Annotated in this window: 13 protein-coding genes; 11 read left to right on the top strand and 2 right to left on the bottom strand. The window is 72.8% G+C overall.

Annotation, left to right across the window (positions count from 1 at the left end):
- The first annotated feature begins 91 nt into the window (after window positions 1-91).
- The gene (gene ffh / locus SHK17_RS13990) at window positions 92-1672 is read left to right on the top strand and encodes a signal recognition particle protein (protein WP_172264677.1); all 1581 of its coding nucleotides are present in this window, start codon (window positions 92-94) and stop codon (window positions 1670-1672) included.
- The gene (locus SHK17_RS13985; protein WP_172264674.1) at window positions 1669-2031 is read left to right on the top strand and encodes a hypothetical protein; all 363 of its coding nucleotides are present in this window, start codon (window positions 1669-1671) and stop codon (window positions 2029-2031) included. Before ffh ends, SHK17_RS13985 begins: the two co-directional genes overlap by 4 nt.
- A gap of 10 nt (window positions 2032-2041) precedes the next feature.
- On the opposite strand, the gene SHK17_RS13980 is transcribed toward SHK17_RS13985, so the two are convergent.
- Complete coding sequence (locus tag SHK17_RS13980) at window positions 2042-3226, bottom strand: ROK family protein (RefSeq protein ID WP_172264671.1); 1185 nt, start codon at window positions 3224-3226, stop codon at window positions 2042-2044.
- A gap of 141 nt (window positions 3227-3367) precedes the next feature.
- Here SHK17_RS13980 and SHK17_RS13975 point away from each other — a divergent pair, with 141 nt between their 5' ends.
- Together SHK17_RS13975 and SHK17_RS13970 are read left to right on the top strand one after the other, a co-directional pair.
- The gene (locus SHK17_RS13975; RefSeq protein WP_322919621.1) at window positions 3368-5422 is read left to right on the top strand and encodes a glycoside hydrolase family 3 protein; all 2055 of its coding nucleotides are present in this window, start codon (window positions 3368-3370) and stop codon (window positions 5420-5422) included.
- Window positions 5423-5550: 128 nt separating this feature from the next.
- A complete protein-coding gene (locus tag SHK17_RS13970; protein ID WP_322919620.1) occupies window positions 5551-6645 on the top strand; it encodes an amidohydrolase family protein in 1095 nt (364 codons plus the stop codon).
- Window positions 6646-6652: 7 nt separating this feature from the next.
- On the opposite strand, the gene SHK17_RS13965 is transcribed toward SHK17_RS13970, so the two are convergent.
- Entirely contained in the window at window positions 6653-7534 is an 882-nt protein-coding gene (locus SHK17_RS13965; protein WP_322919619.1) for a VanW family protein, read from the bottom strand.
- A 76-nt stretch (window positions 7535-7610) separates the two neighbouring features.
- On the opposite strand from SHK17_RS13965, the gene SHK17_RS13960 reads away from it, so the two are divergent.
- The 7 genes from SHK17_RS13960 to lepB all read left to right on the top strand — a co-directional run bounded on the left by SHK17_RS13960 (window position 7611) and on the right by lepB (window position 12558).
- Entirely contained in the window at window positions 7611-8273 is a 663-nt protein-coding gene (locus SHK17_RS13960) for a GNAT family N-acetyltransferase (protein ID WP_322919618.1), read from the top strand.
- 172 nt (window positions 8274-8445) lie between these two features.
- Window positions 8446-8997, top strand: a complete 552-nt coding sequence (gene rpsP / locus SHK17_RS13955) for a 30S ribosomal protein S16 (RefSeq protein WP_322919617.1) — start codon at window positions 8446-8448, stop codon at window positions 8995-8997.
- Window positions 8998-8999: 2 nt separating this feature from the next.
- Entirely contained in the window at window positions 9000-9242 is a 243-nt protein-coding gene (locus tag SHK17_RS13950; RefSeq protein ID WP_091196877.1) for an RNA-binding protein, read from the top strand.
- A gap of 80 nt (window positions 9243-9322) precedes the next feature.
- Window positions 9323-9952 carry a ribosome maturation factor RimM gene (rimM, locus tag SHK17_RS13945; RefSeq protein WP_322919616.1) on the top strand — a complete coding sequence of 210 codons (630 nt, stop codon included), beginning with the start codon at window positions 9323-9325 and terminating at the stop codon, window positions 9950-9952.
- Window positions 9949-11115, top strand: a complete 1167-nt coding sequence (gene trmD / locus SHK17_RS13940; RefSeq protein WP_322919615.1) for a tRNA (guanosine(37)-N1)-methyltransferase TrmD — start codon at window positions 9949-9951, stop codon at window positions 11113-11115. The genes rimM and trmD overlap by 4 nt, the downstream gene beginning before the upstream one ends.
- Before the next feature lie 201 nt (window positions 11116-11316).
- On the top strand, window positions 11317-11667 hold the full coding sequence (gene rplS / locus SHK17_RS13935) for a 50S ribosomal protein L19 (protein ID WP_172264648.1): 351 nt from the start codon (window positions 11317-11319) through the stop codon (window positions 11665-11667).
- Between the two features lie 57 nt (window positions 11668-11724).
- Window positions 11725-12558 (top strand): signal peptidase I, encoded by an 834-nt coding sequence (lepB, locus tag SHK17_RS13930; protein ID WP_172264645.1) that lies wholly within the window; start codon window positions 11725-11727, stop codon window positions 12556-12558.
- Window positions 12559-12564: the final 6 nt, after the last annotated feature.

Below are 12564 nucleotides of genomic sequence, written 5' to 3'. Positions count from 1 at the left end.
TTGGTCGTCGTACCACCCCTGACTCCACCCCTGACTCCACCTCTGACGACAGCCCTGACTCAGCCACCGATGCGAGGGACAGACCCACACCGTGTTCGCCACACTCTCCGACCGCCTTGCCGACACCTTCAAGAACCTCCGCGGCAAGGGCCGGCTCTCCGAGGCCGACATCGACGCCACCGCGCGCGAGATCCGCATCGCGCTGCTCGAGGCCGACGTCGCGCTGCCGGTCGTCAAGGAGTTCGTCGGTGCGGTGAAGGAGCGGGCCCGCTCCGAGGAGGTCAGCGGCGCCCTCAACCCCGCGCAGCAGATCATCAAGATCGTCCACGACGAGCTCGTCACCATCCTCGGCGGCGAGACCCGGCGGCTGCGCTACGCCAAGTCCGGCCCCACCGTGATCATGCTGGCCGGCCTCCAGGGCGCCGGCAAGACGACCCTCGCCGCCAAGCTCGCGCTGTGGCTCAAGGACCAGGACAAGACGCCGCTGCTCGTCGCGGCCGACCTCCAGCGGCCCAACGCCGTCCAGCAGCTCCAGGTCAACGGTGAGCGCGTCGGCGTCCCGGTCTTCGCCCCCGAGCCGGGCAACGGCACCGGCAACCCGGTGGACGTCGCACGGGCCTCCATCGAGGAGGCCAGGCGCCGGCTCCACGACGTGGTGATCATCGACACCGCCGGCCGGCTCGGTGTCGACGAGACGCTCATGCAGCAGGCCGCCGACATCCGCGACGCCGTGCAGCCCGACGAGGTGCTCTTCGTCGTCGACGCGATGATCGGCCAGGACGCGGTCACCACCGCGCAGGCCTTCCTCGACGGCGTCGGCTACGACGGCGTCGTGCTCACCAAGCTCGACGGCGACGCCCGCGGCGGTGCGGCGCTCTCGATCCGCTCGATCACCGGCAAGCCGGTCATGTTCGCCTCGAGCGGCGAGAAGATGACCGACTTCGACCTCTTCCACCCCGACCGGATGGCCTCGCGCATCCTCGACATGGGCGACATGCTCACCCTGATCGAGCAGGCGGAGAAGGCCTTCGACTCCGAGCAGGCCATGAAGGCCGCGGAGAAGCTCGGCACCAAGGGCGGCTTCACGCTGGAGGACTTCCTCCAGCAGATGATGCAGATCCGCAAGCTCGGCTCGATGACCAAGATCATGGGGATGCTCCCGGGCATGGGGCAGTTCCGCGACCAGCTCGAGAACTTCGACGAGCGCGAGATCGACCGCATCCAGGCGATCATCCAGTCGATGACCCCCGCCGAGCGGGAGAACCCCAAGATCATCGACGGCTCGCGCCGCGCCCGCATCGCCAAGGGCTCGGGGCGCCAGGTCAGCGACGTCAACCAGCTCGTCGACCGCTTCTTCGAGGCGCGCAAGATGATGGAGCAGATGGCCCGCGGCGGCGGCGTGCCCGGGATGCCCGGCATGCCCGGGATGCCGGGCCTCGGCGGCGGCAAGCGCTCCGGCGGTCGTCAGCCGGCGCAGGCCAAGGCCAAGAAGGGCAAGAAGCGGGTCTCCGGCAACCCGGCGAAGGCGGCCCAGCAGAAGGCGGCCGAGAAGGCCGCCGCGAGCGAGAAGGCGGCCAACCCGTTCGGCAACCCCGACGGCGCGGACATCGACTACGAGAAGGCCGCCGAGCAGCTCAACCTCCCGAAGGACTTCTCCCAGTTCCTCAAGTGAGCTCGGTCCTGGTCGTCGACGGCGCCAACGTCGTCGGCTCCGTTCCCGACGGCTGGTGGAAGGACCGCGCCGGCGCGGCCCGTCGCCTGCACGAGCGGCTGCTGGTGGGCGACACGTCGTACGACGAGGTGGTGCTGGTCCTCGAGGGCCAGGCCAAGGCGGGCGTGAGGGCCGGCCGCGACGCCCACGTCACCACCGTGCACGCGGCGCGCGACGGCGACGCCGAGATCCGGTCGCAGGCGAGCCGCGCGGCCGGGCGAGGTGCCCACGTGGTCGTGGTGACCGCGGACCGCGCGCTGGCCGCCAACGTGTCCCCGGCGCAGGTGCTCAGCCCCTCCTGGCTGCTGGACCGCATCTGAGCGGAGCCGGTCAGTCGCCGGCGGTGACCATCGCGACGGCCATCGTCACGGCACCGACCACCTCCGCGCGCTCACCCAGGCGGCCGGGGCACACCTGCAGAGCCGCGGCGGTGGCGGGCTGCGCGTAGCGGTCCACCGCGCGGCGTACGCCCTCGACGACCGAGGCGGCACCGCCGAGCGGCCCGCCGATGACCACCATCGAGGGGTTGAGGTGGTTGCTGAGGTCGGCCAGCGCCCGGCCGATCGTGGCGCCCGCGTCGGACAGCACGCGGCGTACGCCGGCGTCGCCGGTCGCCTCGAGCTCCAGCACGCGGGCGATGGTGAGGTCCTCGTCGTGGGCCGGCTGCAGGACGTGCAGGAGGCGCCGGGCCGAGACCCGCGTCTCCAGGCACCCCCGGTTGCCGCAGCGGCACACCTCCCCGTCCTCGCCGATCTGCACGTGGCCGAGCTCGCCCGCCATGCCGGTGGCACCGCGGTGCACCCGTCCCCCGAGGACCAGCCCGGAGCCCACGCCGCTGGCGAGCTTGACGTAGACCACGTCGTGGTGGCCGCGGGCCGCCCCGTGGCGGACCTCGGCCAGGGCGCCGAGGTTGGCGTCGTTGTCGACGATGACCGGCGCCTCGATCCGGCGCCCGAGCTCGGCGGCGGGGTTGATGCCGCGCCAGCCCGGGAGGATGCCGGTGCTCACCATGCTGGTCTCCCGGTCGATCGGTGCCGGCACGCACATGCCGGCGGCGTGCACCTGGCTCGGGTCCAGTCCGGCGTCGGCCAGCGTGGAGCGGATCATCGCGGCCGCCAGGTCGAGCGTCGCGGGTCCGGCGGCATCGACGTCGACGCGGCGCACGGACTCGGCCAGGACGTCCCCCGTCGGCCCGGCGGCGGCGACCCGGACGTGCCCGTGGCCGATGTCGACGCCCACCACGCCGCCGGGGGGAGTGGCGAGCTCGACCAACAGGGGCGGCCGGCCGGAGCCGCCCTTGTGGGCGCGGCCGACGGTGGTCTCGCGGACGTGACCGGCCTCGAGCAGCTCGGTGACCAGGCTGGAGACGGTGGAGGCGGACAGGCCGCTCGCGCGGGCCAGCTGCGCGCGGCTCTGCGGGCCCTCCGTCACGAGATGGCCGAGGACGGTCCGGCGGTTGGCCCGGCGGAGGTCGTCGAGCGAGCCGCCGCGGGTGCGGACCGGGTGTGCGGGCACGGCCACCCCTTCCTGCGGGCTCCGGACGAAAGAGGGCCGGGACGCCGTCTTTTCGGCATTGACGCGCACTTTAGCGGCTTCCTACGTTCCGATGTGACGGGCGTCACCTCGACGCTCTCGACTCGGGCAAGGGAGCACCCCATGGCACAGCACCGTCCACGTCCATCCGGACGACCCCGTCGTACACCTCACGGCCGCGGCGTCGTCGCCGCGCTCGCGACGGTGACGCTCGCCGCCGGCCTGCTCGGCAGCGTCCCCTCCGGCGCCACCGCACCACCGACCGGCGCGTCCGCCGGAGCCACCGGCGTCCGGCTCGCCGAGGCGGGCGCCGAGCTGCTGCCCTACCAGGACGCGACCCTGCCGACCCGCCGGCGGGTGCGCGACCTCCTCGGGCGGATGACCCTCGCCGAGAAGATCGGCCAGATGGCGCAGGCCGAGCGGGCCGACGTCGCCGCCGACCCCACGACCATCACCGAGCTCGGGCTCGGCAGCGTCCTGTCGGGCGGCGGCTCCGTGCCGACGCCCAACACCGCCGAGGCATGGGCCGACACCGTGGACAGGTTCCAGCAGGCGGCGCTCGAGACGCGACTCGGCATCCCCCTGATCTACGGCGTCGACGCGGTGCACGGGCACGGCAACCTCCTCGGCGCCACCGTCTTCCCGCACAACATCGGGCTCGGCGCCACCCGCAACCCGGCGCTGCTCGAGGAGATCGGGCACATCACCGCGATCGAGACCCGGGCCTCCGGCCCGCAGTGGAACTTCGCGCCCTGCCTGTGCGTGGCCCGCGACGACCGCTGGGGCCGCACCTACGAGTCGTTCGGCGAGGACCCGCGCCTGGTCGAGAGCCTGGCGACCGTGATCGACGGCCTCCAGGGCGAGCCCGGACAGCTCGACCAGCCGGACCGGGTGCTGGCCACCGCCAAGCACTTCGCCGGCGACGGGCTCACCGACTGGGACACCGGGGAGGGTGACTACACCCTGGACCAGGGCATCAGCCGGGTCAACAGGCGCGAGTTCCGGCGCCTGGCCCTGTCGCCCTACCCGGCCGCGATCGACCGGCACCACGTCGGCAGCGTGATGCCGTCCTTCTCCAGCGTCGACTGGACCGAGGACGGGATCGGCAACCCGCTGAAGATGCACGCGCACGAGGAGCTCCTCACCGACGTCCTCAAGGGCGAGATGGGCTTCGAGGGCTTCGTGATCTCCGACTGGCGCGCCATCCACCAGATCCCCGGCGACCTGGCCACCCAGGTCACCGCGTCGGTCAACGCCGGCGTCGACATGTTCATGGAGCCCGGCTCGGGCACCGAGCCGGCGTTCCGCGAGCTCATCACCACGCTGACGCAGGTCGTCGAGGACGGCCGGGTCACCGAGGAGCGCATCGACGACGCCGTCTCCCGCATCCTGACCGCCAAGTTCGAGCTCGGCCTCTTCGAGAAGCCGCTGACCGACCGCTCGCTCATCGACACGATCGGGAGCCCGGCCCACCGCGCGGTCGCCCGCGACGCCGTCGCCCAGTCCCAGGTCCTGCTCCGCAACGAGGGCCGTACGCTCCCGCTGTCGTCGCACGAGTCGCGCGTCTACGTCGCCGGGAGCAACGCCGACAACATCGGCAACCAGGCCGGCGGCTGGACGCTGACCTGGCAGGGCGGCTCGAGCAACGTCATCCCCGGCGACACGGTGCTCGACGCGATCGAGGCGCAGGCCACCCGGCCGGTGACCTTCAGCGAGGACGCCTCCGCCCGGGTGCCGCGCGGCGCCGACGGCGTCGTCGTCGTGGGGGAGACGCCCTACGCCGAGGGGTTCGGCGACGTCGGTGGACCGGAGTGGGCCTACGACCCGGCCGACAACGGCGTCCCGCGTCCCGAGCAGACGATGCGGCTCTCCGCGGCCGACCAGGAGGCCGTACGCACCGTCTGCGACCGCGCCGCCACCTGCACGGTGCTCGTGGTCTCCGGCCGTCCGATGGTGATCGAGCCCGACCTGCTCCGCCGCATCGACGCGCTGGTGGCCTCCTGGCTGCCGGGCAGCGAGGGCAGGGGCGTCAGCGACGTGCTCTTCGGTCGCAAGCCGTTCACCGGCCGCCTCCCGGTGTCGTGGCCCCGATCGGTGGAGCAGGAGCCGATCAACGTCGGCGACGCCGACTACGACCCGCTGTTCCGCTACGGCTTCGGCAGGCGCACCCGCCCCTGACCGCTGTCGCGCCCACGTCCGTGGCCCGACCCGTGCGGGGTCGGGCCACGGTCCTGTCCGCCCGCGCCCGTCCGCCCTCGCCCGTCCGACCCGACCGTCCACGGCCCACCGTCGCTAGGGTCGGATCCATGCCCCACGAGCCCGCCCAGCGCTTCCGCGGACCGGTCCTGCCCGACGGCGAGGCCCGCGACCTCTACGTCGTCGAGGGCCGCATCACCCACGAGCCGCAGCCCGGCGCCGAGACGGTGGCGGAGGGCTGGATCGTGCCCGGGCTCGTCGACGCGCACTGCCACCTCGGCCTCGACGACTTCGGAGCCACCGACGACGCGGCCACCGAGCAGCAGGCCATCGCCGACCGTGACGGAGGGGCCCTGCTCATCCGCGACGCCGGCTCGGCGGCCGACACGCGGTGGATCCAGGACCGCGACGACCTGCCCCGGCTGATCCGGTGCGGCCGCCACATCGCCGCCACCCGGCGCTACATCCGCGGCTACGCCCACGAGGTCGAGCCCGCCGAGCTGGCGACGTACGCGGCGCAGGAGGCGCGCAACGGCGACGGCTGGATCAAGCTGGTCGGCGACTGGATCTCCCGCGACGAGGGCGACCTGGCCCCGTCCTTCCCCGCCGAGGCCTTCGCCGACGCCATCGCGGCGGCCCACGCGGAGGGCGCGAAGGTCACCGCCCACTGCTTCGGCCACGGCGTGCTGCCCGGGCTGATCGAGGCCGGCATCGACTGCATCGAGCACGGCACCGGCCTCACCGAGGACCTGATCGACGCCATGGTGGAGCACGGCACCCGGTTGGTGCCCACGGTGATGCAGCTGGACAAGTTCCCCGAGCACGCGGCGGCCGGTGCCGAGCGGTTCCCGGCCTACGCCGCGACGATGACCGACCTCTACGCCCGGATGCCCGCCACGATCATGGCCGCCCACGAGGCCGGGGTGCCGATCTACGCCGGCTCCGACGGCGGCGGCATCAGCCGCCACGGCAACATCGCCGGGGAGGTCGAGGCCCTGGTCCGGATCGGGATGCCGGCCCGCGACGCGCTGGGTGCCGCCAGCTGGCGAGCGCGGGAGTGGCTCGGGGTGGACGGCCTCGAGGAGGGCGCGTCGGCGGACTTCGTCGTCTACGACCGCAACCCGGTCGAGGACCTGTCCGTGCTCCGGACCCCCGCGTGCACCGTGCTGCGCGGTGTGGTGCGGGGCGTGGTGGGGGGCCGGTGAGCCGGGCTCAGTCCAGCTCGAGGACCTCGACGCCCGGTCCGGGCTCGTAGACGACCAGCGCGCAGTTGCGCTTCACCAGCTCCTCGCCGACCTGCTCGCCGGTGCGGCGGTCGATCACCCGTCGCCACACCTGGTTGCGCCGGAAGACCCGGCCGTCGCGGCGCAGGAACTGCTCGTCGCGCGCCTCCACCGTGTAGCGGAGCCCGGGGGGCTCGTCGGTGCGCAGCTGGCCGTGCAGGTAGCGATCGCCCACCCACGCGCGGAGCTGGAAGGGGCGGTCGGTGTCGTTGCGCACGACCAGGTCGACGTAGTTGTAGACGATCGAGCAGCCCACGCCCCACGGCAGCATCCGGCCCTGGTCCGGGAACGGGTCGAAGGAGTGCTCCGAACGCTCCACGACGGTGAGCGGCGAGTGCAGCACCATCCAGTGCACGAGGTTGGCGAGCTGGCAGATGCCGCCGCCGACGCCTGCGTCGGCCGAGCCGTCCGAGAGCCTCATCCCGTCGAGGTAGCCCTTGCGCCGCGTGCAGTTGCCGACCACCTTGTTGAACGAGAAGGTCTGGCCGGGCGCGACGACGAGGCCGTCCACCCGCGCGGCCGCCAGGCGCAGGTTCGTGACCTTGTTGTGCTGCAGGTGCATCCGGTCCGGGTCGAGCTCGCGCAGGAGCAGCGAGCCGTGCTGCTTCACCCGCACCGGCAGGTCGGAGCCGGTGTGCTGCGTCGCCCACACGACCCGGCCCGACCACGCGTCGCGCACCCAGCGCGTACGTCTCCGCGTCCGGTGCGTGGCCACGGCGACGGGGAGCAGCCACGGGTGGCGCTGCGTCAGGCGCGGGGGAGCGGTGAGCCGCGCGGGCAGCTCCAGCGGCTCGACGGACGGCGTGGTCATGACCGGGAGACGTCGTGGACCCCCGTTCGGTTGCGGGAGATTTGTGGTCGAGCGCCGGACCGGCTGGGATGGGCCGGTGTCCACCGTCGCCGACCTGTTCCCGCCCCTGGGCCTCACCATCGAGGCCGGACCGCTGGTGCTGCGCGGCATCACCGACGAGGTGCTGCCCGACCTGTGCGACCTCGCGGTGCGCGGCATCCACGACCCGGGCGCGATGCCGTTCTACGTCCCGTGGACCGACGCCCCGCCCGACCAGCTGGCCCGCAACACCGCCGCCTACCACTGGCGGACCCGTGCCGAGTTCGGCCCGGACGCCTGGGGCCTGCACCTCGCGGTGTTCCACGACGACCGCCTGGTCGGGACGCAGGCCTTCGAGACGTCCGACTACCTCGTCACCCGCACCGGCGAGACCGGCTCGTGGCTGGGACGCGAGTTCCAGGGCCGCGGCATCGGCACCGCGATGCGGCAGGTGATCTGCGCGTTCGCCTTCGACCACCTCGACGCGGCCGTCATCACCTCGGGGGCCTTCCTCGACAACCCGGCCTCGCTGGCGGTCTCCCGCAAGCTGGGCTACCGGCCCAACGGCGTGCGGCGGCTCAAGCGCCGGCCGGGGGAGCTGGCGCTCAACCAGGCGCTCGTGCTGACCCCCGAGGACCTCGTGCGCGGGCCGCACCCGCTGCGGGTCGAGGGGCTCGAGGCGCTCCGGTCGTGCCTCGGGCTCGACGCCGTCCGGGCGTGACGGGTCGGGCGATTGGTGGCGCGCCGCCCGCGTCTGGCAGAATCATCGCTCGTGTCCTGCGCGCCCGGACCCTCTCATCCGAGCACGCAGCGCCCATCGAGTGGCTGGACCCGGTGACCCCACCTGGGGCAAGGCCTCTCACCCACGACAATTCTGAGGAGACACCACAAACGTGGCCGTCAAGATTCGTTTGAAGCGCCTGGGCAAGATCCGGGTGCCGCAGTACCGCATCGTCGTCGTCGACTCGCGCAAGAAGCGCGACGGTCGGGTGCTCGAGGAGATCGGCAAGTACCACCCGAAGGAGGAGCCCTCCTTCATCGAGGTGACCTCCGACCGGGCGCAGTACTGGCTCGGTGTCGGCGCGCAGCCCTCCGAGGCCGTCGAGGCCATCCTCAAGGTCACCGGTGACTGGCAGAAGTTCAAGGGTCTCCCCGGCACCGAGGGCACCCTCAAGGTCAAGGAGCCCAAGCGCTCCAAGGTCGACATCTTCAACGAGGCCCTCAAGGAGGTCAGCGCCGAGCCCCGTGGCGGTGCGACCACCACCCGCAAGAAGGCCGACAAGCCGGCCGCCGAGGAGCCCGCCGCCGCGACGCCCGCCGCGGTCGAGGTCCCGGCTTCGGAGACGCCCGAGGGTGCCGCCGAGGCCAACGCCGACCTGGAGAACGTCACCGCCGAGGAGGCCGGCAAGAACACGTCCGGCGTCGACGCGGACAAGCAGGCCTGATCGTGCTGGCCGAGGCGCTCGAGCACCTGGTGCGCGGGATCGTCGACCACCCCGACGACGTCGTCGTCCGCGACAAGCAGCTGCGTCGGGGCTCGATCCTCGAGGTCCGGGTCCACCCCGACGACCTCGGCAAGGTGATCGGCCGCAACGGTCGCACCGCGACCGCCTTCCGCACCGTCGTCTCGGCCCTCGCGGGCCGCGGCGGGGCGCGGGTGGACTTCGTGGACACCGACCGCCGCCGCTGAGCGACGTGCACGCCTGACGACGGGCGCCACCCCCACCGGGGTGGCGCCCGTCGTCGTTCCGCGACCTCTACGCTGGCCGCGTGAGTGATCAGCAAGCGGGCGAGATCGAGGTCGTCGTCGGCCGCATCGGCAAGCCCCACGGCATCCGCGGCGAGGTCACCCTCGACGTCCGCACCGACGAGCCCGACCGCCGCTTCGCCCCCGGTACGACCCTGCGGGCCGAGGCCCCTGCGGGCGCCGACCGCCGGCCCTCCAGCCTCACCGTCGCGCGGGCGCGCTGGCACCAGACGACGCTGCTGGTCACCTTCGAGGAGCTGGCCGACCGCAACGCCGCGGAGGCCGTCCGCGGCACCGTCCTCCACGCCACGATCGGCCCCGACGAGACGCCCGAGGACCCCGACGAGTTCTACGACCACCAGCTCGTCGGGCTCGACGTCGTCGACCTCGACGGCACCCACCTCGGCACCGTGAAGGGCCTCGTGCACGGCTCGGCCCAGGACCTGCTGAGCGTGCGCAGCACCGACGGCCGCGACGCTCTCGTGCCGTTCGTGACGGCGCTGGTGCCGGAGGTCGACCTCGACGCGCGCCGCGTGGTGGTGGCCGACCGTCCCGGGCTCGTGTCGCCGTTCCCCGACGACGCACCGGACGCGCCCGCTGCGTCCGACGCTGGGGTTGGCGACGCGTCCGACGGCGGGTCGGGCGACGCATGAGGATCGACGTCGTCACGATCTTCCCCGACTACCTCGCCCCGCTCGACCTGAGCCTGCCCGGCAAGGCCCGGGACAAGGGCCTGCTCCAGGTGGCGGTCCACGACCTGCGCCAGTGGACGACCGACCGCCACCACACAGTCGACGACACCCCCTACGGCGGGGGAGCCGGGATGGTGATGAAGCCGGAGCCGTGGGGACGAGCGCTCGACGCCGTCGCGACGGGGGCGACGATCGTCTTCACGACGCCGAGCGGGGAGCCGTTCACCCAGGCGCTCGCGCACGAGCTGAGCGGCCACGAGCACCTGGTCTTCGCCTGCGGGCGCTACGAGGGCATCGACCAGCGCGTGGTGGAGCACGCCGCCACGATCGGCACCGTGCGCGAGGTCTCGCTCGGTGACTACGTCGTCAACGGCGGGGAGGTCGCCGCACTCGCGATCACCGAGGCGGTGGTGCGGCTCCTGCCCGGCTTCATGGGCAACGCCGAGTCGCTCGTCGAGGAGTCGCACGCCGACGGCCTGCTCGAGTACCCCGTCTACACCAAGCCGGCGTCGTGGGAGGGCCGCGAGGTCCCGGACGTGCTCCTCTCCGGCGACCACGCGCGGATCGCCGCCTGGCGGCGCGAGCAGGCCGAGCGCCGGACCGCCGCGCGCCGCCCGGACCTCCTCCCGGCGACCGGCGCCGTCCGCGGCCTCGCCGACCTCGACGTACGCCCGGCCGTGTCCGCCGACGCCGGCGAGATCTACACCCTGCAGCGCGCCTGCTGGCTGCAGGAGATGGAGGCCAACCCCGGCGTGGAGATCCCGGCCCTGCGCGAGTCGCTCGACGACGTACGCCGCGGCCTGGGGGAGTGGACCGTGATGGTCGCGCGCGAGCCGTCCTCGGGCCGCCTCGTCGGCGCCGTGCGCGGTCGGGTCGACGGCCACGGCGAGTGGGACATCGGGCGGATCATGGTCGCCCCCGACCTCCAGGGCCGCGGTCTCGGCCGCGCGCTCCTCGAGCTCGTCGAGGGACTCGCGCCGCCGGAGGTCGAGACCTACGTCCTCTTCACCGGCGCCGGGTCACTGGACAACCTGCGGATGTACAAGAAGGCGGGGTTCCGGGTGCGCGGCGACCGGGTCGCCCCACCGGGAGCCGTCGTGCTCACCAAGCGGATTTCCCGCTGACGCCGACGCTCTGGCAGACTTCACCCCTGGTCCGCTCGAGGCCAGGGTCGCCCGGACGCATCCCACCAGATGCACCGCCCCGGGGTCCCGCCGTACCGCACCTGCCACAGGGGGCGCGCCGGCCGGCCAGCTCGGGCACGGACCGACCCGATCACCACCTCTCACACCGCGGCTGACCTGTGGCACTCGCGAGGAGCAGTCATGACCAACGTCATCGCCGACCTCGGCACCTCCCTCAAGCGCGACGACGTCCCGGCCTTCCGTGCCGGCGACAACGTCAAGGTCCACGTCAAGGTCATCGAGGGCAGCCGCTCGCGCGTCCAGGTGTTCCAGGGCGTCGTGATCCGCGTCCACGGCTCGGGCATCGGCCGCACCTTCACCGTCCGCAAGGTCTCCTTCGGCGTCGGCGTCGAGCGCACCTTCCCGCTGAACTCCCCGATCTTCGACAAGATCGAGGTCGTCACCCGCGGTGACGTGCGTCGCGCCAAGCTCTACTACCTGCGCAACCTGCGCGGCAAGGCTGCCAAGATCAAGGAGCGCCGCGAGGCCTGATCTCGCCACCCCGCCCTGCTGGGCGGGGAGCGACCAGCGACTCGTTAGTCTCTGCGAGTGACTTCCGACGACCGCGGTTCTGCGTCCCTCTCCACGGACGAGGAACCGCGGTCGTCGCGTTCCACGGGCAGCTCGGCGAGCGGCCGCAAGGGATCGGGACAGGGCAAGCCGAAGCGCAAGCAGCTGCCCCTGTGGCAGGAGACGATCCTCCTGCTCGGGGTCGCCCTGGTCCTCGCCGTGGTCATCAAGACGTTCTTCGTCCAGGCCTTCTACATCCCGTCGGAGTCGATGGAGCCGGGCCTGATCCTCAACGACCGGATCCTCATCCAGAAGGTCTCCTACTGGGGCGGCGGGGAGCCGGAGCGCGGCGACGTCGTCGTGTTCAAGGACCCGGGCGGCTGGCTGCCCCCCATCGACAGCGCCGGGCCCACCAACCCGGTGGCCAAGGCGATGGCCAAGATCGGGCTCTACCCGACCGGTGGGCACCTGGTGAAGCGCGTCATCGGCGTCGCGGGCGACACCATCGAGTGCTGCGACGACCAGGGCCGGCTCGTCGTCAACGGCCAGCCGCTCGCCGAGAGCGCCTACGTCAAGCGCGGCACCGGCAAGTGCAACGGCCCCATGCCCACCAACGGCACCTGCGACGAGGACTGGCAGGTCGGCCCGATCCCGGAGGGCCACATCTTCGTGATGGGCGACAACCGGTCGCGCTCGGCCGACTCCTCGCAGAAGATGTGTCGCACCGACGAGACCGAGTGCGTGCCCGGCGACGAGTTCGTCCCCGTCGACCTGGTCGTCGGCAAGGTCTTCGTCCTGCTGTGGCCCGCCGACCGCTTCCGCTGGAACACCCGTCCGGACACGTTCGAGGACGTGCCCGCACCGACCTCGTGACCCAGC

The organism is Nocardioides renjunii, from assembly GCF_034661175.1.
Lineage (GTDB): Bacteria > Actinomycetota > Actinomycetes > Propionibacteriales > Nocardioidaceae > Nocardioides > Nocardioides renjunii.
This window is presented reverse-complemented; position numbering and strand designations above follow the sequence as displayed.